This window comes from Bifidobacterium vansinderenii (assembly GCF_002234915.1).
Classification (GTDB): domain Bacteria; phylum Actinomycetota; class Actinomycetes; order Actinomycetales; family Bifidobacteriaceae; genus Galliscardovia; species Galliscardovia vansinderenii.
In genome coordinates this window covers 87131-109174 of sequence record NZ_NEWD01000038.1, presented here as the reverse complement: position 1 = coordinate 109174, position 22044 = coordinate 87131, and the positions used below count along the sequence as shown (strand labels likewise).

Genomic DNA, 22044 nt, shown 5'->3' with positions numbered 1-22044 from the left:
ATTGTACGTTGGCCGGCTGGCGCGGCTACTTGGCGAAGAGGGCTACGGTTTCGACGTGGTGGGTGTTGGGGTAGATGTCGAAGCCCTGGATGTGCGCCAGATCGTAGCCGAGGTCGGTGAGCGTGGCGGTGTCGCGGGCGAGACTTGTCGGATCGCAGGCCACGTAGATCACGCTGCGAGCGCCGGAGTCGGCGATCTGCTCGCACACGCGCCTCTTCGCACCGGCGCGCGGTGGATCGAGCACCACCACGTCCGGCAGGGCGAGGTTCTTCGGAATGCTGCGCAGGGTCTTCGACACGTCGCCGGCACGGGAGTCCACGTTGTCAAGCCCAGCGGCACGCAGGTTGCGCTGTGCGCTCTTCACGGCGGTCTTGGCGCCCTCGATGCTGAGCACCTGCGTGCGTTCGGCGGTCGCGCTGGCCAGCGGTAGGGTGAACAGGCCTGAGCCAGAGTACAGGTCCCACAGCACGGCGGAAGTGGCGCCGTCGAGCTGCTGGCGGACCAGATCGATCACCTCGTTCGCCAGAGCGATCGGGGCCTGACGATGCACCTGCCAAAAGCCGCCAGCGTCCACGGTGTAGGCGAATTCGTGGCCGTCGTTGAGACGCACGGTTTCGGTGAGGGTCTGGGAGCCGGCCTTGAGCTTGCCGTCGATGAGGAGGGCGTGGTTGGATGCAACCGGGGAAACGGTGCGGGGTTCGGGGACGGCGAGGCGAATCTGGGAGCCGGGGGTGAAGCCGCCGTCCCAAACGTGGAGCTCGTCGGCCACGGCGTTGAGCGCGTCGGTGGCGAGCGGCATGGCGTCGAGCGGCACACGGGTGTGCGATTCGCGACGGCGCATGGATGGCCGGCCGTCATCGTCCGCGATCATCTCGATGCGCGTACGCCAACCGAGACCATGGCGTTCCACATCATCCGGCACGCCGGTCACGGGCACGTCGACATCCATGTGTCCGAGGCGTCGCATCTGCTCGCTGATCGTGGAGGACTTCCACTTGAGCTGGCCGAGAATGGAGACATGCACCATGTCGGCGCCGCCCACTCCCCCGCCCCATGCGAGCGGTCCGGCCAGCGGCCAGACGGGATCCACGCGGTCTTCGCTCGGCTCGATCACCTCGGTGACCTCGCCCGTCCAGAACCGGTCGTCGCGATCGTGCGGTTCGTCGAGACGAATGGCCACGAGTTCGCCGGGCAGCGCGAAGCGGACGAACACCACACGTCCGTCGATATGCGCCACGCACCGGCCCTGATCGGCATAGCGTTCGATACGGACCTGAGTGTTCATATGGGTATGGTTCCTTTCCATTTCGCATTGTTCTCCCTCCGTGGGAGGGAGATGTCACGATTGTGTCGTGACAGAGGGAGGGATCAGCATGCGCCTGCAATCCCTCCCTCAGACCGGCTCTCGCCGGCCAGCTCCCTCCCCGGGAGGGAGCACAGTACGTGATATCTACTCCTGTTTGGCGGCGGCCTCGGCGAGGCGGTGACGGTGCAGTGGGGTGGCGATGATGAGCCAGGTCACCCAGATGGCAGCGGCGAACATCGGCACGCCCATGATGAGCCGCGCCGTGCCCAGCCAGCCCACATGGTTGGTCAGATACATCGGAATCTGCACGCCGAGTCGGGCGGCGAACACCGCGATCCACAGTCCGGTGACGATCATGTACGCGCGCAGCAGCGGCTTGTCGTCACGCCATGCGGCCAGCCATGCGCGCGGACGCTCGGTCACCGGATTGCGCACGAACTCCACCAGCGCGCCGATGCCCGGGATCCGCACAATCAGCGAGATCGCCAGCACCACGATCCAGAACGAATTGACCAGAAAGCCCGGCAGATAATAGTTCCTCGCATCATGACTGAACCACGCCCACACCAGGCAGATCGCCACGGCGAACACGCCGGCGAGCGCACCCATGGCCGACTGCCGCTGCAGCAGGCGCACGATCACCTGGATCACGGCGAGCGCGGCGGCGACCATGACCGTCAGGTGCAGGTCGCGGGTGGCGACGAACAGCACCACGAACACCACGCCGGGCAGCACGGATTCGAGCACGCCGCGCGGACCGCCGATGGCGTCGATGACGGAGAAGTCCTCGTTCGCCAGGGACGCCATGCCGCTGCGTTTGCCGTGAGTGCCGGTGCCATCCGCACCCGTGTCACCGCCGTCGTTCGCGACGCCGGTCTTATGATCGAACAGGCCCATGCCGGATCAGCGCACTTCGGAGAACAGCGGACCGCGGCGCAGCGTGGTCTGCGTTTCGGTTTCGAGCGTCTTGCTCAGCGGGCCCTTCGGCTTGCCGGGGATCTCGGCGGCCTTGGACTCGCCGGAGTCCTCGTCGTCTTCGATCTTGCCTTCGGCGGCGGCCTGCTTGGCGCGTTCGGCCGGACCGATCGGCGGGTGCATGGGGATCAGATCGCGCGGAGCGAGCGGCTCCTCGCCGCGTTCGACCACCACGTCGGAGAAGTACTTGTCGAGCGTCTTCTTCTCCTCGCTGCCTTCATCGGTGGCGGCGGGGCCGGAGAACACGCCGCGCAGCATCCAGCGCGGACCGTCCACGCCCACGATGCGGGTCTTGAGGATCTTCTTGCCCACCTTGACGGGCAGGATCAGTTCGGTGCCGAACGTACCCTCCTGCTCTTCGGCGCCGCGGTTGGCGTCCATGAGATCGCTGCGTACGTCGTCCCACAGGCCGAAGGACTTGGGTGCGGCGAACGCCTCGAGCTCCAGGCTGGAGTCGCCCCAGGTGATGGTGGCGCCCAGGATCTGGTTGGTCTGGCGGTTGCCCTTCAGACGCAGTTCGATGCCCTGCAGGAACGGCAGGTAGAGCGATCCGATGTCGAGGTAGTCGTCGTAGTCGGGGATGTTCTCGTCGTCCACGTCCCACGGGCCCTGATTCTCGCCGCGCTCGCCGTCGGCGGTGGGCTGGCGGTCGTCGCGCTTCGCGGCGGTCTCGTCCTCGTTCTCGTCGGAGTCGTCGGAGGTGGCCTCGACGTCTTCGGCGGCGTCGACGGCCTTGTCCGTCTCGTTCTCCTTGGCTTCCTCCTCGGCGTGCTTTTTCCTGCCGAATCCGAACAGTCCCATGGTGCCTCGTTTCTTAACGCGTACGAACGGTGGGTTCCCGTTGTTTCCGCTACATAGGTTACACGTTGTACATGATGCTCAGCGGAGCGTGGTCCGACCAGCGGGTCTCATAGGTGGGGGCCTTGTCGATCACGAATCCGCAGGCGGTCTCGGCCAGTTCCGGTGTGGCGAACTGGTAGTCGAGGCGCCAGCCCACGTTGTTGTCGAACGCCCGGCCGCGCTGGCTCCACCATGTGTACGGTCCCTGGATGTCGCCGGCGAGGTCGCGCATCACGTCGACGAACTCGTATTCGTCGAGCCAGCGGTCCACGTAGGCGCGTTCCTCGGGCAGGAATCCGGCGTGCTTGACGTTGCCTTTGGCGTTCTTGATGTCGAGTGGCGTGTGCGCGATGTTGAAGTCGCCGCACAGCACGGCCTGCCTGCCGCCTCGGGCCGCCTCGTCGCGCAGTTCACCGAGCCGGACGAGCATGTGGTCGAGGAACCGGTACTTCTGCGCCATCTTCGTCTCGTCCTCGGCGCTGCCGGCGTGCACGTATACGCATGCGACGGTGATCGTGTAGCCTTCCGGCGTGACGACATCGGCTTCGATCCAACGGCCGGAGTCCACGTCCTCGTCGAGGCCCGGCAGTCCGTATCGGGTGGCGGCCACGGACAGCGTGGTCAGCATGCCGACGCCGGCCCTACCCTTGACGCGGCACACCTCGTTCATGCGGTGCAGGTCGGCGGGATCGGTCACGGCGCCGTGTTCGGCGTACCGACAGGCGAAGTCGTTGAAGATCGGATCGATCTCGTCCTGCGGGGCGCGCACCTCCTGCATGCACCAGACGTCGGGGGTGTGGTCGTTGACCCATTTGCCGACGTTCTTGCGGCGGGCGGCGCGGATGCCGTTCATGTTCGAAGTGGTGATCGTGATCGTCATGGTTTCCCTAGTGTAGTCGGTGCAGTCGGTGAGGTGCGGACGGGCCGGACCATTCGCATCACGCGCGGGGAAAGGCCTGATTGTAGCGACGGGTGAGCTGTTCGATGGACACGTGCGTGTATCGCTGGGTGGTCTGCAGCGAGGAGTGGCCGAGCATCTCCTGCACCTCGCGCAGATCGGCGCCGCCGTCGAGCATGTGCGTTGCGGCGGAGTGGCGCAGCGCGTGGGGGCTGATGTCCGGCACACCGGCCTCGGCCGCGCTCCGGTGCACCACCGTGCGAGCCTGCCGCGGGTCGATGCGGGCGCCACGGGCGCCGAGGAACACAGCCGTCTCCGAACGCCCGGCATATTCGAGGATCCACGGCCGTCCCTTGTCCAGCCACTGCGACAGTGCCTTGGCCGCGGGCGCTCCGAACGGCACCACGCGCTGCTTGTTGCCCTTGCCGGTCACGCGGATGGTGCGGGCGGAGAAATCGATGTCGTTGAGGTCCAGCCCGGCGAGCTCGGAGACTCGAATGCCGGTGGCGTACAGCAGCTCCATGATGGCGGCGTCACGCAGTGCGATGGCATGCTGGCGCGGAGAGGCCGCGGCCTGCGACGCATCCTTCGACTCGCCGTGCTCGCCAGTCATGGCAGACGAGGCGGAATCGGCGCCCGGAGCAGAGGATGCGATGTCGTCCACGCTGTCCATCAGGGTCTCCGCCTGTGACTCGCTCAATACCGCGGGCAGCGTCGACGGGATCTTCGGAGTCTTGAGCCCGGCGGCCGGATCGGAGGCGATCATGCCACGGTCCTGCAGGAACGCGAAGAACGAACGGACCGACACCACCTTGCGTGCCATGGAGGATCGCGCGTGCGAGCGCGATTCATGGGCGAGCCAGGAGCGCAGCTCATCTACCGTCACCGCGTTGAGCGACGCCACGCCATACAGGTGCAGGATGTGCAGGCATTCGGCCAGATCGGCGCCGTAGGAGCGCACGGTGTTCGCGCTCAGGCCGCGATTGCGGTCCAGGTATTCCAGAAACGCGTCCAATTGACGGTCATACTCCACCTCAAACCCCTTTCCACGGCATTCATGTGCCATCGTACAGTTCACGATTGCGAGGGGATGGATATCGTGAACCGGAAATGGGCATTTCGGGCGTGGCGTTTGGCCTCCGGGCGAATCTATGGTTTAACAGAGGGGTGAACACTACCGACAACGCCAGCAATCCGACCGCAACGGCCGGCGACATCGTACTCACCTTCGTGGTCCCCTCCTACAACGTGGAGGATTATCTGGGCCGCTGCCTGTCTTCGCTGCTCATCGAGCAGGATCTGAGCGACACCGAGATCCTTATCGTCAACGATGGATCCAAGGACGGTACCGCGGCGCTCGCCCGCGAATATGAGAAGCGCTATCCGAACGTGATCCGTGTGATCGATCAGGAGAACAAGGGCCATGGCGGTGCGGTGAACACGGGCGTGGCCAATGCGCGCGGCATGTACGTGAAGGTCGTCGATGCGGACGACTGGCTCGACATGGTGGCGCTGCGCAACGTGCTCGCCGAACTGCGCACTCAGGCCAGGGCCGAGGCGCCGGTGGATCTGCTCATCACCAACTACACGTACGAGAAGCAGGGCAAGCGCATCAAGCAGACGATCCGCTATCGCGGCGTGCTGCCCGTCAATCGCATTCTCGGCTGGAACGACGTCAAACGGTTCCGTCCCGATCAGAACCTGCTCATGCATTCGCTGATCTACCGTACCAAGGTGCTGCGTGAGAAGGCCCGTCTGGCCCTGCCGGAGCACACGTTCTACGTGGACAACATCTACGCGTATGCGCCGCTGCCGCAGGTGCGCACGCTCATGTACATGGATGAGGATCTTTACCGCTACTTCATCGGCCGCGAGGGCCAGTCGGTGGAGAAGGACACGATGATCCGCCGCATCGACCAGCTGATCCGCGTGGTGCAGACGATGATCGACGCCACGCCGTCGCCGGACGCGGTGCCGGCCGGACTCTACCGTTACATGATCCATTATCTGACCATCAACATGGCCGTCGATTCGGTGTTCATGGTGCTGTCCAAGGACAAGGAGAACTACCGTCGCAAGGACGAACTGTGGGCGTATCTGGCCGAGCACGCACCGGAGGCGAACGAGGCGGTGCGTCGCACGATGATCGGGCGTCTGCTCAACGTGCCCGGGCCGCTCGGACGCATGCTCGTGCATGTCGGCTACGGCATCGCGCACAACGTGTTCGGCGTGAACTAGTCAGCGAAAGCGTTTCAGATAATCGTCGAGCAGTTCCACGGTGCGGTCGGCCATGTATCGGTAGCCGAACGCGCCCGGATGGAAATGGTCGGACGCATAGAACTCGTCCGTGTCGGCACGCACGTTCTCGTGGGTCATGTCGAGGAAGAACACGCCACGTTCCTCGCAGATCTGACGGCTGGCCTTGGTCTGTGCATCGATCCGCCCCTCGAGGAACTGTCGCAGCGCGGATCCGAGCGAGGGGCTGTTGTAGAGCTGGCCGGAGCTGAACACCACGATGTTGTCGGTCAGGGGCAATGCCTCGTCGAGCACGGCCGCCAGATCGGCTTTCCATTCCTCGACGCTGCGCTGCGCCATGATGTCGTTCGACCCGGCGCACACGATCAGCAGGTCCGGGGAATCGTCCACTTCGGGCAGCAGACGGTAGCGTACGCGGCGCATGGTGGCGCCCAGTTTGCCGTACGTTCGCCACTGCACCTGACGGCCCAGAGCACCGGCGATACCTCGGGCGATGTCCGGGATGAGACCGTCCTTCTGGTCGTCGACGCCGCAGCCGGCCACCATGGAGTCGCCCACCGCCACCAGGTTCAGTGGACTGCGCTCGGAGGCCAGAGGCCCGACCACGCCGGAACGCTCCCCTGCCGGCTCCGCGGCGAGATGCACATGGTGCTTGGCCCACCATGCCTCGGCCAGCACTCTGGTTCGTTGCGCAAGATTCATCGTCGATCCCCTGTCCTTCCGTCCTCGATCGCAGTGCAAGTTCTGCAAGCCCCGTAATGGCGCCGCGTCATGCACGCCCATGCACTGTCAGCGGCACATTGACACATTGTAGAGGCAAGGTCGTGGTTTCGATCGGGAGCGTTCGAGATCACGGCCGCGGACGTTCAGTTCCCGAGTTGGCGCGAGACGACGTCGTCGTAGATGTACATCTCCGTGGAATCAGCCCGCCCGCCAAGCGTGATGTTCACCGACCGGGCCGCTCGTCGGCTCATGCCGCGATGCTCGTAGAAACCGAAGTCGCAGTCGGTGTCCGTGTACAGGAAGAAGTCCTCGACGCCGATCTCGCGGAAATGACGCAGCGCGTCGTCGAACAGGAGACGGCCAAGCCCGTAGCCACGGTATTCGTCGTTGACGATGAACAGGACGATCTCGCCGTCATAATGCTTGCCCTGTTCCCGGGCGTCATTGTCCAGCCGGCGGTCGGTGGCCATGTACCGGCGGAACATCGTCAGTCCCTCGCGGCCGTCACGGCTGGCCAGCAGGCGAAGCATGGACACGGCCTGAATGGCTCGCAGCCGCATATCGCGACGGGGATTGCGCAGATCGTTGACGACGATGAATCCGGCCACGTCGCCGTCGATGTCGGCCACACGCATGTAGGTGCGGCGGGACAGGCAGTTGCAGGTGTCGATCCTGCCCAGCAGTTCGGCGGTACGCTCCGATACCTGGTCGTCGTAGCTCCAGGTGCGACGGACGATCCGCTCGATCCTCGGCATGTCCTCGGCACGCATGGCTCTTAGTACGGCTTGCGACGTCATTGATGCATAACCTCCATTCGATCGGTCCTTCACCTTATCCGATGCACGCGCGGAATGCCAATCGTCGGAGCCGACGTTCGGGGAACCCGCCGGGAACATTCACGCGTCGTTCAGCGAATCATCCGTGTTTTTCCGCGTAATGAGGGACAATGGTGGGGCAGGCCGGCAATGGTGAAGGACACCATGGTTCCGGCGGGAAGGCTGGGTACGATGATGTCGATGTTGTTCGATGACGACGCCGAGCTGGAGGACGAGTTCAAGTCCGCAGCATTCACTTCGGATGATGTGCGTGCGATGGAGAGGCCTCTGCTTGATGACGGCGTGCCGCTGATGCGCATGGCCGCGTCCGCGACCGCCATGACCGCGCGTGTGATGATGGCCCGTGCCCACGTCTCCCCCGACACCGCGCGCATTGTGCTGCTGGCCGGAGGCGGAGACAATGGCGGTGACGGTCTGTTCGCCGCGGCCGAGCTGGCGCGCGACGGCGTTGAGGTGACCGTGGTGGCTGTGGGACGCAGTCTGCACGAGGAGGGTTTCGCCGCGCTGCGCGCCGAGGGCGGCGAGGTGATCGTGCTGGACCCCGACGCCGACATTCCCGGATTCGCGGGTCCGGAGGACGAGCAGGAGGCCGCCGACCTGTTCGATGACGCGATCGGCGTGATCGAGACCTCGCATCTGGTGATTGACGCGATGACCGGCATCGGGCTGAACGGCGCGTTGCGGGGCATTCCCGCGCATATCGCCGCCGAGGTCGGAGAGAACGGCGAACTGCCCGACACGATCGCCCTGCCGCACGGTCGCGGCGGCGACGAGTTCCCGCTCGTGCTGGCCGTGGATACGCCGTCCGGCGTGGGTATCAACGACGGCACGCTGCCCGGCCCCTATATTCCCGCCGATGTGACGATCACGTTCGGCGCGTTGAAGCCGTGTGATCTGCTGCCGCCGGCCACGTACGTGTGCGGCCGTCAGGTACTGGTGGACTTCGGATTCGACACCGAGCCGTTCGCCCCGGCCGTGGAGGCGGTCACCCGTCGTACCGCCGCGCAGGCGATTCGTCTGCCGCATGTCAACGACGCCAAGTATTCGCGCGGCGTGGTGGGTCTGGTCACCGGTTCGGACGAATACCCGGGTGCGGCCGTACTGTCGAGCGAGGCGGCGGCGAGCGCGAATGTGGGCATGATCCGCTATGTGGGTCCGGTGCGTGCGCAGGACATGGTGTTGCGCAGCGTGCCGGAGGCCGTGATGGGCAAGGGTCATGTGCAGTCCTGGGTGGTGGGTTCGGGCGTGCCTGCCGGACCGGATGATGGCGATATGGATCCGCAGCGCAAGCGCATCGCCGCGCTGCTCGCCCATTATGCCGTGGATGAGGAGGGCAGCGACGAGATGCCGCCGATCGTGGTGGATGCCGGTGCGCTTGATCTGTTGCCCGAGTCGTGCGTGCCGCAGGTGCTGATCACCCCGCATGCCAGCGAATTGGCCCGGCTCATCTCCGAGCGTGATGAGGATGTGACCGCCGACGAGGTGATGGCGGAGCCGCTTGTCTGGGCGACTCGCGCGTGGGAGCTTACCGGTGCGACCGTGCTGCTCAAGGGTGCGGTGACCGTGGTGGTGGGCGATGACGGCGAGGGCCATGTGCAGACGTTCGTGTCCGGTTCGGCTCCGGCCTGGCTGGCGAGCGCCGGCGCGGGTGACGTGCTGGCCGGTACGCTGGGTGCGCTGATGGCGCAGAATGCGGCGACGCTGGAGAAGCTGCCCGATCAGACGGCCATCTATGCTGCGGTGGGCGCCTACATTCATGGTCTGGCGGCGGCCATGGCCTCCGCTTCGACGCAGTCGGGTCTGTGTGAGCCGGTGATCTATGACGGCGGGAATCCGATTGCGTTCCTGCATGCCATGGAGCCGGAGTCGGTGTCGGACGATGCGGTCACGGGAACGTTGGGGCTGCCGATTCGCGCCGGCGACGTGGCGGCGCATCTGCCGTTGGCGTTCGGCGATCTGGTGCGGTTGTACGACGACGAGCCGGACGACGATCATGGCGATGACGCGGACTCCGACGATGACGGGGGCGCGGACGATCCTGTCGCTCCGAGCACCGTGGACGATTCGGACGTGGACGATTCGGACGATGTGCGCGTGTACTCATCCGATGGCACGCCGCTGACCGTCGGCGATGATGGCGTGCATGATGTCGCCGATCTTGCCGGCGTGAATTTTAACGGTGGGCCGGACGACGAGATCGTGCTCGACGCGGACCGCGACTACACGGACGAGGAGCTTGACGCGCTTGCCGACGCGCTGCTGTCCCGGTATGCGGATCGTGAGGAGTGATCGGACCCTTCGGTCGCTGAAGGTCAGGATGTTCTCCGGTGACTGAGGGAGGGGTGACTTGCATCCCTCCCTCAGTCACGCTGTGCGTGACAGCTCCCTCCCTTGGAGGGAGCACCCGCTCTTCTTTGTCACGCCCCAGGCCGTCTATTTCCGGGACAGATGCTCGCCGATGATGTCGAGGAAGGTCTGCGATGGGGGCTCCGGGGCGTGTTCGTCCAGCCCGCGCTCCTGATTTGCGGCCTCGCGGGTCTCGTCGTTGAACACGTAGACGTCGAAGTCGGGCAGGTTCACTCCGACGACCGGCATCGACGCCAGTCGGTCGTCGTGGTCGACGGCCACCGAGGCCATGAGGCCCACGGCCAGGCCTGATGTGATGATCGCCTTCATGGTGTTCACGTCGGACACTTCGATGAGCCGTGTGGTGTCCACGTGCGAGCGCAGGAACGCGGTGGCGGCCTTGGAGTGGACGAAGTCGTCGCCGAGCGTGACGAACCGCAGGGTGTCGACCAGCGTGGCATCGGAGAAGTCGAAGACCGTCCGCTCCCCTACTGCGGCCAGTCCTTGCGGCGGATTGCCCGGTGCGTAGGCGAGCACGAACGGGAACGATGCGATGCGGAACGTCTGGATGCCGCCGACGCTGGGCGCTTGATCCACGCTGGCCACGGCGCCGAAGTCTACGGCGTGCCGTTCGATCTGCCGCATGAGTCGCCGCGATCCCACGGACTGCACGTCCACCTGTCCGCCGAGACGGTGGGCGAGCGTGTCGAGCGAGTCGGCGCCGAGCAGGTAGGCGGAGATGATGGGAGGCAGTCCCACGTTGTATCGGCTCGTCTGCCGTGCCGCCTGCAGTTCCTCGGACAGTTGGTCGAGTTCGCCGAGGATCGACGCCGTGTGCCGCATGACCACGAGTCCGGCCTCGGTCAGGGAGATGCCGCCCTTGGCCCCGAATCGATGGCGTTCCACCAGGGTGGCGCCGAGTCGCTGTTCCAGTCGCTTGACCGCCAGTGACACCGTGGGCTGGGAGACGTGGGCTGCGGCCGCCGCGTCGGTGAAGCTGCCGAGTTCCGCGACGAGCTGGAACAGTTCCATGTCGCGCACGTTGTCGATCGACGCCATAGGCAAAGCCTCCCCGCTTTCCGCCGTTGTTCTCCAGCCATTGTACGTGGAGGACGCGGAAGGATGCGGGGAGGCTTGAATCAGACCGAGGAAAGGCCTATGCTTCGGGATGCCAGGTGTTGGCCTCCACCGCGGCGGGCACGTCCGGCACCGGCTCGCGGTTGAGTCCTTCGGCGATGGCCTGCTCGGCCACGGCGATGGCCACGCGGCGGGAGATCTCGGTGAGCGACGAGACGGGCGGCAGAACGGCGGCGCCGGGCTCGTTCACGTCGATCATGCCGGAGATGGCGTGTGCGGCGGCGAGCAGCATGCGGTCGCTGATGAGTCGGGCCTTGCCGACGATCGCGCCGAAGCAGATGCCGGGATACATGAGCGCGTTGTTGCCCTGGCCGATGTGGTAGGTCACGCCGTTGTACTCCACGGGGGCGGACGGGGTGCCGGTGATCACGAACGCGCGGCCTTCGGTCCAGCGGATCACATCGGCGGCCTTGGCCTCGGACAGTTCGGTGGGGTTGGAGATCGGGCAGATCAGCGGGCGTTCCACGTGGGAGGCCATGGCGCGGACCACCTGCTCGTTGAATGCGCCGGGACGGGTGGAGGTGCCGATGAGCACGGACGGCTTGAACGCGTCGACCACGGCGGCCAGATCGGTGATGTCGTCAAGACCGGCGAATTCGGCCGGATCGTGCGCGTACTTGGCCTGGCCTTCGGTCAGTCCTTCCTGACCGGCGAGGATCAGACCGTAACGGTCCACAAGCGCCACGCGGCTCATGGCGTCGGCGCGGTCCATGCCTCCCTCGAGCACCATGTCGTCGACGAGCTGGTCGGCGATGCCCACGCCGGCGGTGCCTGCACCGAACACGAGGATGCGCGTGTCGTCGTAGCTCGTGCCGGCGATGCGGCGGGCGGCCACGAGGGCGGCGAGCACGGTCACGCCGGTGCCCTGAATGTCGTCATTGAGCGTGAGCACATCGTGACGGTAGCGTTCCAGGATCGGCGCGGCGCACGGGCGGCCGAAGTCCTCCCAGTGCAGCAGCGCGTCCGGGTAGAGTTCCAGACTGTCGCGTACGAACGCTTCGATGAAGTCGTCGTAGCGCTGTCCGCGGACGCGCGGGAAGCGGTTGCCCACGTAGTGCGGGTTGTCGAGCAGCTCCTGACGGTCGGTGCCCACGTCAATCATGACGGGCAGCACGCGGGCGGGGTCGATGCCTGCGGCGGCGGTGTACACGGCGAGCTTGCCGGTGAGGATCTCCGCGCCCTGGGCGCCCCAGTCGCCGATGCCGAGGATGCCCTCGCCGTCGGTGGCGACGATCAGGTCGATGTCGCGACCCTGAGCGTACTGGCGCAGCGCGTCCTTGATGCGTTCGGGATGCTCGATCGACACGTAGGCCACGTCGGATCCGAAGTAGAACTCGTCGTAGCGCTGGATCGACTGGGCCACGGTGGGCGCGTAGACGATCGGCATGTATTCGGTCAGATGCTTGGCCATGCCGTGATAGAACAGGCGACGGTTCTCACGGCACACGCCCATCAGGTACAGGCGCTTCTCAATGTCCTTGTCAAGGCTGTGGAATCGTGCGTACATGGCCTGTTCCTGCAGGTCGAGCGACTGCACCGCGGCGGGCAGCAGGCCGTCGACGTCCGCGGCCACGCGTTCATCGGCAGTGTAGGCGATGCCCTTGTTGACAAAGGAGTCCTTCAGAGTGGCGAATCCGGTCATGTCGATCATCCTCTTTTCTTGGAACGGCGTGGGCGTCCTTGCCCGGTTGATGTCTCCCAAATTAGGAAGCCGCCGACCGCTCTACAAATAAGTCCTGTTTATATGCACGACACGCCTGACATCGCAACGATCCCGACATATGGCACGGTGAGTCGCACCCATATTGTCATTCGTTATTTGTGAGGCAGTTCACAGATTTCTATGCTCGGGTGCATAGCCCGTCGCCACAAGGATGCCGCGGCGGGCCACCAATCTTTCGTGTAAAGGAGCACATCATGGCAGCAGCAGCGAGCATCAACACCGCCGCACGGACCGCCAAAGACACGTCGAGGACGGCCTTCGAACCGGCGCGTCTGATCAAGGCGGCGATCTGCGTGGCCGTCACCGTTGCGATCTACGTCGTTCCCGCACCGGACGGACTCGAACCACAGGCCATGCATATGCTGGCGATCTTCCTTGGCACGATCCTCGGCCTGATCCTGCAGCCGCTGCCCACGGCCGCGGTGGCGATCATCGGGCTGACGGCGGCGATGCTCACCGGAACGATGGATCCGAAGACGGCGGCGTTCTCCGGTCTGGGCAGCGCCTCAATCTGGCTGATCGTGGCGGCCTTCTTCATCGCCCAGGGATTCGTGAAGACCGGACTGGGCCGTCGTGTGGCATTGGTGTTCATCAGTCTGCTCGGCAAATCCACGCTCGGCATCTCCTATGGCCTGTCGGCGGCCGACCTGCTGCTGGCGCCGGCCACGCCGTCGAACACCGCACGACTGGGCGGCATCCTGTTCCCGATCATCACGTCGATCAGCGACGTGCAGAAGTCCACGCCGGAGAGCGACGAATCCCGTCGCCGCATCGGCGCGTACCTGGCCGTGACGGCGAACAACGTGAACGCCATCACCTCCGCCATGTTCGTCACGTCCATGGCCGCGGGCCCGGTGGTGGTGCAGCTCGCCGCCGACAGCAATGTGACGATCGGCTGGGGCACGTGGGCGCTGGCCGGCATCGTGCCCGGCGTGCTGAGTCTGCTGATCATCCCCGCGCTGGTGTACAAGGTGTACCCGCCCACGATCAAGCATGTGCCGTCCGCCCAGTCCGACGCCCGTGACGAACTGAAGCAGCTGGGACGTCTGAGCATGCGGGAGTGGATCATGGCGGCGACGTTCGTGGTGATGCTCGTGCTGTGGGCCACCGGCTCCATGACCGGCATCAATGCGACCACCGTGGCGTTCCTGGGCGTGGCCGTACTGCTGGCCACCGGCATCATCAGCTGGCAGGACATGGCGGCCAACAAGTCGGCATGGTCCACGCTGATCTTCTTCGGCGTGCTGGTGGGCATGGCCACGCCGCTCAACGAGCTGGGCGTGACCGAATGGGCCGGCGAGATGATCGCCGACGCCACCTCGGGCATGCCGTGGATGGCGGTGCTCGCTCTGCTCACCGTCTGCTACTTCCTGATGCACTACATGTTCGCCGCCGAACTGGCCCAGGCGGTGGCCCTGTACACGCTGTTCCTCGGCGTGGCCGTGGCCGCCGGCGCTCCCCCGGTCGCCTCCGCGCTGATGCTGGGCTGCGCCACCGGCCTGATCGGCGCCATGACGCACTACGCGTCCGGTCCGGCGGCACTGATCTACGGCGCCGGCTACCTCAAGACGCCGGAGTTCCTGAAGATCGGCTTCCTGTGCGGCATCGTGACGGTGGCGATCTGGCTGACCGTGGGCATGGGCTGGTGGAAGATCATCGGCCTGTGGTGACGGATCCGGAGCAATCGGACCTACACAAAGAAAAACCTCTTCGCACATCATTGTTCGCGAAGAGGTTTTCTCATCCCCGTTGGCATCCGGGATTCTGGTCCGGAGCAGGGCTTCCCACCAATCGGTATTCACGTTACTCCTGCCCGGGTTACGGCACCTCGAGGAAACCGATGGCAACCGATCGATGTGACGCAAATCACATCGTTGACATTGATCGCCGATCTGCATTCGACGACATCGAACCGACGATTACACTCGAAACCATGATCCTACCGAAGCATATTCCGACCGGCGCACGCATCGTGGTGCGCACCCTCATCGGCGTGGACGAGCACGACGGGCGGGAAAAGTATCGCGACTACGTGGGGCACGTCACCGGATGGGACGGACGAACGTTGACGATGCTGCGCGACGAATCGGCGAACGGACGACGAAAGGCCGAGATCGTGTCCGTCGACGCGGCCAGCATCGTACGGCTCAAGCCGGTTCCCGAACGCCCGCAGTTCCCCGTCCGACGCGCATGACCTCCTCACACACGTTATACGAACAACGTGTTGATTATGGTCAGTGATAGGCTGGTCCGAAACACATGCACGAAGGACTGCGGACGGACCGGTCTGTCCGCAGTCGACCGCAAGGAGAGCCCATGGTACAACGCAGGAACACACGCACCGAAGGCGCCATCAAGGAGGCGTTCATCACGCTGACGAACGCCAAGGGATTCGACGCCATGACCGTCAGCGATCTCGCCCGCGAGGCGCACATCAACCGCGGCACGTTCTACACGCACTACACCGACAAGTTCGATCTGCGCCAGCAGCTGCTCGCCAACGCCATGAGCGATCTGACGCAGATCATGCTCAGTCCGGGCTCCGCGCCCCTCCACCAGCAGACGTCCGGCCCCGAAGGCCAGCTCATCCCGTACATGGCCCTGCTTGGAGGCCTGCGCTACATCAAGAACGACTTCGCGTTCTTCGACGCCATCTCCCACAGCGGCAACGACATGCAGCTGTACAACCGCACCAAGGACATCACCACCGAACTGCTGCTCATCGAGGCGGAGAAGGTGGGCAAGAAACCCGGCCGCGACGACATCCCCTCGGTCTATGCGAGGGAGATGCTTGCGGCGTCGCTCACCGCCGTCATCTGGCTGTGGCTCAAGCGCGGATGCGAGGAGTCGCCCGAAACCATCGCCACGATCATCGATCGCGGGCGTACGCTGGCGCCGGCGGACCTGCTGAGCTAGGGAGAGCTTTTGACAGTGCATCCCTCCCTCAGTCACTGCGTGACAGCTCCCTCCCTTGGAGGGAGCACAGAGAAAAAGCCTCAGACGTGCTATGCCCCATGGGGAGGGAGCACACGGGGCAAGAAGACTACCTAGACAAGGGCGGTGCGGACCTCGGCAACGGCATGGCCGCGATCGGTCATGTGCGTGACGTGCTCGCCACGCTTGGCGGATTCCAACAGCTGACCGCGCCATACGGTCTCATCACCGCCGTCGATGCGCACGGTCACGGTCTCATGAGCCGCTCCCCCGCGCTCGCGGGCCTTGTACTCACGGTACGGGCGGGCCACGGCGAAGAACTCACGAATCCGTGCCATAGCCGTCTCGTCACCCGATTCCAGCAGCGTCGCCATGGAGTCCAGACGCTCACTCATATGGTGCAGCAGCATGGCCACGTTGGCGGCGTCCTCCTCCACCATCGCACGGGTGCGATCGGGGTCGGTGAGGGCCACACGGGTCATGTCCCGCCAACAGCCGGCGGCAAGCGCCTGGGCGATGTTGCGCCCCGGGGTCTCGGTCAGCTCGTTGGCCAATGCGGTGGACACCACGTGCGGCATATGGCTGATCAGCGCGGCAGCATGATCGTGGGTATCGTCGTCGATCGCGATGAAACGGTCGCCCACGCCCTCGCAGATCATGTCGGCCACGACGAGCAGACGGTCGAAGGCAGTACGTTCATCGAAGGTGATCGCCCAGAGGGCGTCGTCGTACAGTGACGGATCGGAGGCCGCATAGCCGGAGAATTCGTTGCCGGCCATCGGATGCGCCCCCACGTAGAGGTCGTTCAGGCCGGCGGCCTTCACCTCGTCACGCACCTGCCCCTTGACGCTGCCCACATCGGTGAGCACGGTGCGTCGGTCCAGAACGGGGGCCAGTTTCGCCAGCACGTCGGGCATGGCCTTGAGCGGCGTGCACAGCACGAGTACATCAGGAACGGCACGCGCCAGATCCGTCACGTCGTCCACGCATTCGATGCCGGCGGCACGCGCCAGATCATAGGGCGCCGGGCGGTGGTTCCATGCGATCACGCGACGGCCCCGGTCCGCCAGACGACGGGCCAGCGATCCGCCGATCAGGCCCAGTCCGGCAACGGCGATCACGCGTGCCTCGGGCTTCGCATTCACTTCCGCATTCACGCCCATAGCAGCTCCTTGTCATCGTCCGGCTCGAACTGCATGCCGGCCGCGGTATCCTCGGGGGTCAGTCGCACACCGCCGTCGGGCAGCATCCATGCGCTCACCGGAGGATTCGGCCGTTCACGTCGCGGATAGACGGCCAGGGTCTTCACCCAATCTCCGTGCGCCACCACGGTGTTGAGCACCGCCTTGAACTGCGGCTGCCACGGTGCCGCATCGAGCGTGGCGATGAAGCTGTAGGTGCCCGCGTGCCCCTTGATGGGGCGGGAGATGAAGCTGGTCATATTCAGGCCGGCGTCGCGGATCACGTCAAGCAGATCGGCCAGCACACCGGGGCCGGTGCTCAATGGAATAAACGCAACGATGGACTCGAACTCAGTGACGCCCTGCGTCTCGGCCTGAACCAGCTGCTCGCGCACCTGCTCGCGAGGGGCGAGCACCAGAAAGTCGGTGGAGGCGCCATCGAAGTCCTGCACGCCCTTGCACAGCACGTTCAGTCCGTACAGGCCGGCGCAGATCGAGGGGCCGAGCGCCACCTCGTCGGCGGCGATGTCACGGCATGCCGCGGCGTTGGACGACGACGGCTCGGCGGTGAGCGCATGCTCGGCGATGAACTTGGAGCATTGCGCCAGCCCGTGCGGGTGGGCGCGCACCACGGTCAGGTCGCCATGGCCCGGACGGACCAGCGCATCGAAGGTGACGTCCACGCTCACGCGGGCGAATCCGGCCACGTCCTCGGCATCGATCAGGGCGTCGAGGTTCGGCACCACGTAGCCCTCCACATTGTTCTCCCAGGCGACCACGCCCCAGCCGTTGCCGTTGGCCACGGCGTCGAAGATGGCCGGCACGTTCGGCGCGGCGACGCATTCGCCCCCGTCGGGGATGAGCTGCGCGGCGGCCGAAGCGGCCTGATGGGTGAACGAGCCCTGCGGCCCAAGATAATGCAATGACACGGTCATAATCAGCGAATCCTTCTATCGGGCACGTCGAACCACCGTTTCGGCAGCATCAGCATGAGCACCTGAAGCGCCACCATGCCCAGCATCCAGATGATGCCGGTCTTCTGCATGAAGAAGGTGTAGGAGTCCGAGGTGTACCCGAAAATCAGCATCGCTCGGGACTGGGTGGACATCTGCAGGATCAGCATGGTCACCGCACCGGATGCGATGAGATGAAATCCCACTCCCGTGCTGCCGGATCGAGCCCGCGCCGACCATGTGGATATGCCGAGCAGGAGGAACGACAGCACCAGTCCGTAGGGGATGCTCCACTGGACGCCCATGCGATGGGCAGCGGCGCCGACGAAGCCGACGATCGCGCCCGAGGCCGCGCTGACGAGGATGCGGCCCCACAGGGGCAAACGAAAACTCCACGGCTTGAGGGCGTTTCGATCCGCCCGGCCTCGCCGTGGAGTCATCTCCATTCGTGTAGTCATATGGTTTAGTATGACCGTCGGCCTCTACAAGTGCTTCACAATTCCACCTGCCGAGACCGACGGCCGACACCCGGTAAACGTTCGGGAAACGAACGCTTACTATCAGGCGTTCTTGTTCTGGCGACGCTGCTTGGCGCGCCACTTGTACCAATCGTCACGCTTGAGGATGATCTTGCGCACGCGGATGGACTCGGGGGTCACCTCCACGCACTCGTCCTCGTTCGCGAAGTCGAGGGACTCCTCGAGGCTCATCTTGATCGGCGGGGTGAGCGTCTCGAGCACGTCGGCGGTGGCGGAACGCATGTTGGTCATGTGCTTGGCCAGCGTGATGTTCACGTCGAGCTCGTCGGGCTTGTTGTTGATGCCCACGACCTGGCCCTCGTACACCGGGGACTGCGGGTCGACGAAGAAGTTGCCACGGGCCTGCAGACGCTGCATGGCGTACGGGGTGGCCACGCCCTGACGGTCGGAGACCATGGAGCCGTTCTGGCGAATGGTGATCTCACCGGCCCACGGGGCGTATCCGGCGGAGATGGAGGAGGCGATGCCGGTGCCGCGGGTGGCGGACAGCAGCGCGGTGCGGAAGCCGATCAGGCCGCGGGACGGCACGGTGAACTGCAGACGCACCCAGCCGGAGCCGTGGTTCGTCATGTTGTCCATACGGCCCTTGCGGTCGGCCATGAGCTGGGTGACCGCGCCCATGTACTCCTCGGGCACGTCGATGGTGGTGTTCTCCATCGGCTCGTTGATCACGCCGTCGATGGTCTTGGTGACCACCTGCGGACGGCCGACGGTCAGCTCGTAGCCTTCGCGGCGCATCTGCTCGGCCAGCACGGCCAGCGCCAGCTCGCCACGGCCCTGGACCTCCCAGGCGTCCGGACGCTCGGTGGGCAGCACCTTGATCGACACGTTGCCGATGAGCTCGCGGTCCAGACGGTCCTTGATCATGCGGGCGGTGAGCTTGTGGTCCTTGCCCTCGGTGCCGGCCAGCGGGGAGTCGTTGACGCCGAAGGTCATGGAGATGGCCGGATCGTCGACGTGGATGAGCGGCAGCGGCTTGGGATCGTTGGGGTCGACGATGGTCTCGCCGATCATGATGTCGTTGACGCCGGCGACGGCCACGATGTCTCCGGGGCCGGCCTCCTCGACGGGCTGACGGTCGAGGCCCTGGGTGCGCAGCAGCTCGGAGACGCGGAAGTTCTCGATGGAGCCGTCCACACGGGACAGGCCGTAGGTGGCGCCCTTCTTCAGCGTGCCGTTGTAGATGCGGACCAGACCGAGTCGACCGAGGAAGTCGGAGGAGTCGATGTTGGCCACGTGGGCCTGCAGCGGGGCGTCCTCGTCGTATTCGGGGGCGGGGATGTTCTTGATGATGGCCTCGAACAGCGGCTCGAGGTTGTCGTTGTCGGGCAGACCGCCGTCGGCGGGCTGGTCGGTGGAGGCGTAGCCGGCCTTGGCGGCGCAGTAGATCACCGGCATGTCGAGCAGCTGGTCGAGATCGAGGTCGATGCCCTCGTGCTGCACGTCGTCGGCCAGACCGAGCAGCAGGTCGGAGGTCTCGCCCACGACCTCTTCGATGCGGGCGTCGGGGCGATCCACCTTGTTCACGCACAGGATCACCGGCAGCTTGGCCTCGAGGGCCTTGCGCAGCACGAAGCGGGTCTGCGGCAGGGGGCCTTCGGAGGCGTCCACCAGCAGCACCACGCCGTCGACCATGGAGATGCCGCGCTCGACCTCGCCGCCGAAGTCGGCGTGGCCGGGGGTGTCGATGATGTTGAGGGTGATGCCCTCGGGGTGACCGTACTTGGCGGCCAGCGGGCCGGTGTACTCGACGGCCGTGTTCTTGGCCAGGATGGTGATGCCCTTCTCGCGCTCCAGATCGTTGGAGTCCATCACGCGATCCGGCACTTCCTCACGCTCGTTGAACACGTGGGACTGCTGGAGCATCGCGTTCACCAGCGTGGTCTTGCCGTGGTCGACGTGAGCCACAATCGCCACATTACGGATATCACCGCGTACCGCCATGAAAACCTCTCTTAATTGACTGTCTATTTGTGTCGCAATGAAGTATTTGCGTCGCTTTTGGAGTATTCGGACTGGTTCGTTGCCGTTTCCCTATACACAAACCGCACCAATAGTAGCCGTATTCCTTGACAGTGACCAATCGGCATCATGGCATGCCGGCGGCGTTCGTGGCGTCGAAACGGCTTCGGCGCCACGACGGCGGTCCGGCGTCGGATCAGCAGTAGGAGACGAGCATCTCCGTGAAGGCGAGGATGGTCAGCGACTGGCCGTACGGCATCGGGGTGCGCTCGATGGTGCGGTAGTAGTCGAGGTCGGAGCCCATGCCGGTGCCCACCGACACGTTGGCCACCGCGCCGTCCTCGCCGACCTGCTCGGTCAGTCCCGCAATTGCGCGGTAGGCGATCGCCGCGTACGACTCGTTGAGCAGCCCGCCGTGCACGGCGCGCAGGATGCCATAGGCGAAGCCGGCGGTGGCGGAGGACTCGACGTACGTGTCGTCGTGATCGACCAGCGTGTGCCACAGGCCGGACTCGTCCTGGTGCTTCGCCAGCGCGTCCACCTGGGTCTTGAGCACCTCGACCAGCCAGGTGCGCAGGGAGTCGCCGGGCTCGAGTTCCAGAATGTCGATGATTTCGGGGATGGCCATCGTGGCCCAGCAGTTGCCGCGGCCCCAGTGGGCGCCGGCGAAGTTGTTGCGTCCGTCGAAGGTCCAGCCGTGGAACCACAGGCCGGTGGACGGGTCCATGAGGTACTTGACGTGGATCTGGAACTGGTATTTGGCCTCCTCCACGTAGTCCTTGCGGCCGAGCAGCATGCCGATCTTGGCCAGCGGCAGCACGGTCATGACCAGGGTGTCGGCCCACAGCTGGTTGTGGTGCGGCTCGCCGAACGTGATGTGCTGCATGCCGAGTTCCTCGGTGCGCGGCATGGCGTTCATAGCCCAGTCGGTCCAGCGCTTGAGATACGGCAGCAGCCGGGATTCGCCGGTGCGCTCGTACAGGAACGCCATGGCCAGCAGCGGCGCCATGGTGTTGACGTTCTTGGACGGCGTGCCCTTGGCCAGGGCACGGTCGAACCAGGAGGTCACGGCCTGCCAGGCGGCCTCGTTGCCGGTGACGTCGTAGTTGCGGAACAGTCCGTACAGGCCCACGCCCTGAGGCCAGTTCCATACGTCCCAGCTCTTGTCGTCGACCACGACGCCGCCCTGCGTCCACAGGCCGTCACCGTCCTTGCTGGAGATGGACACCAGATTGGAGATCATGGCGTCCATGAGCTTCTGAAGATGTTCGCGGGTGATCGGCATCGCGGTCGTTTCCATTGGAGCCTCGTTTCGTGAGAAGAACAATGACATCGTTGACTTTGTTGACATTCTCATCGTAACGCAATTTTTCGCAAATTTTGCAAAAAATTATTCCAGTTTTTGGAAATATATATCGCAAATATTGCCTTTTCT

General features: G+C 64.9%; 18 protein-coding genes and 1 pseudogene. 5 read left to right on the top strand and 14 right to left on the bottom strand.

Features of this window, described 5'->3' with window-relative positions; genetic code table 11:
- Positions 1–25: 25 nt before the first annotated feature.
- The 5 genes from Tam10B_RS11340 to Tam10B_RS11320 all read right to left on the bottom strand — a co-directional run bounded on the left by Tam10B_RS11340 (position 26) and on the right by Tam10B_RS11320 (position 5085).
- Positions 26–1285, bottom strand: coding sequence for a class I SAM-dependent RNA methyltransferase (locus Tam10B_RS11340; RefSeq protein ID WP_093961342.1), 1260 nt, complete (start codon positions 1283–1285; stop codon positions 26–28).
- A gap of 165 nt (positions 1286–1450) precedes the next feature.
- Complete coding sequence (locus tag Tam10B_RS11335) at positions 1451–2113, bottom strand: DUF3159 domain-containing protein (RefSeq protein WP_093961438.1); 663 nt, start codon at positions 2111–2113, stop codon at positions 1451–1453.
- Between the two features lie 96 nt (positions 2114–2209).
- Positions 2210–3082: a DUF3710 domain-containing protein gene (locus Tam10B_RS11330; protein ID WP_093961341.1), complete on the bottom strand. Its 873-nt coding sequence runs from the start codon at positions 3080–3082 to the stop codon at positions 2210–2212.
- A 58-nt stretch (positions 3083–3140) separates the two neighbouring features.
- Complete coding sequence (locus Tam10B_RS11325) at positions 3141–4001, bottom strand: exodeoxyribonuclease III (protein WP_093961340.1); 861 nt, start codon at positions 3999–4001, stop codon at positions 3141–3143.
- 58 nt (positions 4002–4059) lie between these two features.
- Positions 4060–5085, bottom strand: coding sequence for a tyrosine recombinase XerC (locus Tam10B_RS11320; RefSeq protein ID WP_093961339.1), 1026 nt, complete (start codon positions 5083–5085; stop codon positions 4060–4062).
- A gap of 101 nt (positions 5086–5186) precedes the next feature.
- On the opposite strand from Tam10B_RS11320, the gene Tam10B_RS11315 reads away from it, so the two are divergent.
- Positions 5187–6257: a glycosyltransferase family 2 protein gene (locus tag Tam10B_RS11315; RefSeq protein WP_233133708.1), complete on the top strand. Its 1071-nt coding sequence runs from the start codon at positions 5187–5189 to the stop codon at positions 6255–6257.
- Here the strand turns inward: Tam10B_RS11315 and Tam10B_RS11310 are convergent, their stop codons facing one another.
- Both Tam10B_RS11310 and Tam10B_RS11305 read right to left on the bottom strand, forming a co-directional pair.
- Complete coding sequence (locus tag Tam10B_RS11310) at positions 6258–6977, bottom strand: SGNH/GDSL hydrolase family protein (RefSeq protein ID WP_093961337.1); 720 nt, start codon at positions 6975–6977, stop codon at positions 6258–6260.
- A gap of 164 nt (positions 6978–7141) precedes the next feature.
- Complete coding sequence (locus Tam10B_RS11305; RefSeq protein ID WP_158214211.1) at positions 7142–7795, bottom strand: GNAT family N-acetyltransferase; 654 nt, start codon at positions 7793–7795, stop codon at positions 7142–7144.
- Between the two features lie 219 nt (positions 7796–8014).
- Between Tam10B_RS11305 and Tam10B_RS11300 the strand changes: the two are divergent.
- Positions 8015–9799: pseudogene (locus Tam10B_RS11300) on the top strand (bifunctional ADP-dependent NAD(P)H-hydrate dehydratase/NAD(P)H-hydrate epimerase); the annotation flags it as partial.
- A gap of 468 nt (positions 9800–10267) precedes the next feature.
- Here Tam10B_RS11300 and Tam10B_RS11295 read toward each other — a convergent pair.
- On the bottom strand, positions 10268–11239 hold the full coding sequence (locus tag Tam10B_RS11295) for a LysR family transcriptional regulator (protein WP_093961335.1): 972 nt from the start codon (positions 11237–11239) through the stop codon (positions 10268–10270).
- A gap of 97 nt (positions 11240–11336) precedes the next feature.
- Positions 11337–12968, bottom strand: coding sequence for an NAD-dependent malic enzyme (locus Tam10B_RS11290; RefSeq protein WP_093961334.1), 1632 nt, complete (start codon positions 12966–12968; stop codon positions 11337–11339).
- A 266-nt stretch (positions 12969–13234) separates the two neighbouring features.
- Between Tam10B_RS11290 and Tam10B_RS11285 the strand changes: the two genes are divergently transcribed.
- The 3 genes from Tam10B_RS11285 (at position 13235) to Tam10B_RS11275 (ending at position 15956) form a co-directional block, all read left to right on the top strand.
- Entirely contained in the window at positions 13235–14710 is a 1476-nt protein-coding gene (locus Tam10B_RS11285) for a DASS family sodium-coupled anion symporter (protein WP_093961333.1), read from the top strand.
- Between the two features lie 263 nt (positions 14711–14973).
- On the top strand, positions 14974–15234 hold the full coding sequence (locus tag Tam10B_RS11280; RefSeq protein WP_093961436.1) for a DUF6725 family protein: 261 nt from the start codon (positions 14974–14976) through the stop codon (positions 15232–15234).
- Positions 15235–15356: 122 nt separating this feature from the next.
- A complete protein-coding gene (locus tag Tam10B_RS11275; protein WP_093961332.1) occupies positions 15357–15956 on the top strand; it encodes a TetR/AcrR family transcriptional regulator in 600 nt (199 codons plus the stop codon).
- 131 nt (positions 15957–16087) lie between these two features.
- Here Tam10B_RS11275 and Tam10B_RS11270 read toward each other — a convergent pair whose 3' ends face one another.
- The 5 genes from Tam10B_RS11270 to bglB all read right to left on the bottom strand — a co-directional run bounded on the left by Tam10B_RS11270 (position 16088) and on the right by bglB (position 21909).
- Positions 16088–17137: a prephenate dehydrogenase gene (locus tag Tam10B_RS11270; RefSeq protein ID WP_093961331.1), complete on the bottom strand. Its 1050-nt coding sequence runs from the start codon at positions 17135–17137 to the stop codon at positions 16088–16090.
- A complete protein-coding gene (locus Tam10B_RS11265) occupies positions 17128–18090 on the bottom strand; it encodes a prephenate dehydratase (protein ID WP_093961330.1) in 963 nt (320 codons plus the stop codon). Before Tam10B_RS11265 ends, Tam10B_RS11270 begins: the two co-directional genes overlap by 10 nt.
- A gap of 2 nt (positions 18091–18092) precedes the next feature.
- Positions 18093–18491 (bottom strand): hypothetical protein, encoded by a 399-nt coding sequence (locus Tam10B_RS11260; RefSeq protein WP_093961329.1) that lies wholly within the window; start codon positions 18489–18491, stop codon positions 18093–18095.
- 177 nt (positions 18492–18668) lie between these two features.
- Entirely contained in the window at positions 18669–20591 is a 1923-nt protein-coding gene (gene typA / locus Tam10B_RS11255) for a translational GTPase TypA (RefSeq protein ID WP_093961328.1), read from the bottom strand.
- A 214-nt stretch (positions 20592–20805) separates the two neighbouring features.
- Entirely contained in the window at positions 20806–21909 is a 1104-nt protein-coding gene (gene bglB, locus Tam10B_RS11250) for a beta-galactosidase BglB (RefSeq protein ID WP_093961327.1), read from the bottom strand.
- Positions 21910–22044: the final 135 nt, after the last annotated feature.

What these genes read in the sequence shown, in the direction of transcription:
- Tam10B_RS11340 (WP_093961342.1), bottom strand. Translation starts at nt 1,285, where the DNA reads ATGAACACTCAGGTCCGTATCGAACGCTATGCCGATCAGGGCCGGTGC.
- Tam10B_RS11335 (WP_093961438.1), bottom strand. Translation starts at nt 2,113, where the DNA reads ATGGCGTCCCTGGCGAACGAGGACTTCTCCGTCATCGACGCCATCGGC.
- Tam10B_RS11330 (WP_093961341.1), bottom strand. Translation starts at nt 3,082, where the DNA reads ATGGGACTGTTCGGATTCGGCAGGAAAAAGCACGCCGAGGAGGAAGCC.
- Tam10B_RS11325 (WP_093961340.1), bottom strand. Translation starts at nt 4,001, where the DNA reads ATGACGATCACGATCACCACTTCGAACATGAACGGCATCCGCGCCGCC.
- Tam10B_RS11320 (WP_093961339.1), bottom strand. Translation starts at nt 5,085, where the DNA reads ATGGCACATGAATGCCGTGGAAAGGGGTTTGAGGTGGAGTATGACCGT.
- Tam10B_RS11310 (WP_093961337.1), bottom strand. Translation starts at nt 6,977, where the DNA reads ATGAATCTTGCGCAACGAACCAGAGTGCTGGCCGAGGCATGGTGGGCC.
- Tam10B_RS11305 (WP_158214211.1), bottom strand. Translation starts at nt 7,795, where the DNA reads ATGACGTCGCAAGCCGTACTAAGAGCCATGCGTGCCGAGGACATGCCG.
- Tam10B_RS11295 (WP_093961335.1), bottom strand. Translation starts at nt 11,239, where the DNA reads ATGGCGTCGATCGACAACGTGCGCGACATGGAACTGTTCCAGCTCGTC.
- Tam10B_RS11290 (WP_093961334.1), bottom strand. Translation starts at nt 12,968, where the DNA reads ATGATCGACATGACCGGATTCGCCACTCTGAAGGACTCCTTTGTCAAC.
- Tam10B_RS11285 (WP_093961333.1), top strand. Translation starts at nt 13,235, where the DNA reads ATGGCAGCAGCAGCGAGCATCAACACCGCCGCACGGACCGCCAAAGAC.
- Tam10B_RS11280 (WP_093961436.1), top strand. Translation starts at nt 14,974, where the DNA reads ATGATCCTACCGAAGCATATTCCGACCGGCGCACGCATCGTGGTGCGC.
- Tam10B_RS11275 (WP_093961332.1), top strand. Translation starts at nt 15,357, where the DNA reads ATGGTACAACGCAGGAACACACGCACCGAAGGCGCCATCAAGGAGGCG.
- Tam10B_RS11270 (WP_093961331.1), bottom strand. Translation starts at nt 17,137, where the DNA reads ATGGGCGTGAATGCGGAAGTGAATGCGAAGCCCGAGGCACGCGTGATC.
- Tam10B_RS11265 (WP_093961330.1), bottom strand. Translation starts at nt 18,090, where the DNA reads ATGACCGTGTCATTGCATTATCTTGGGCCGCAGGGCTCGTTCACCCAT.
- typA (WP_093961328.1), bottom strand. Translation starts at nt 20,591, where the DNA reads ATGGCGGTACGCGGTGATATCCGTAATGTGGCGATTGTGGCTCACGTC.
- bglB (WP_093961327.1), bottom strand. Translation starts at nt 21,909, where the DNA reads ATGGAAACGACCGCGATGCCGATCACCCGCGAACATCTTCAGAAGCTC.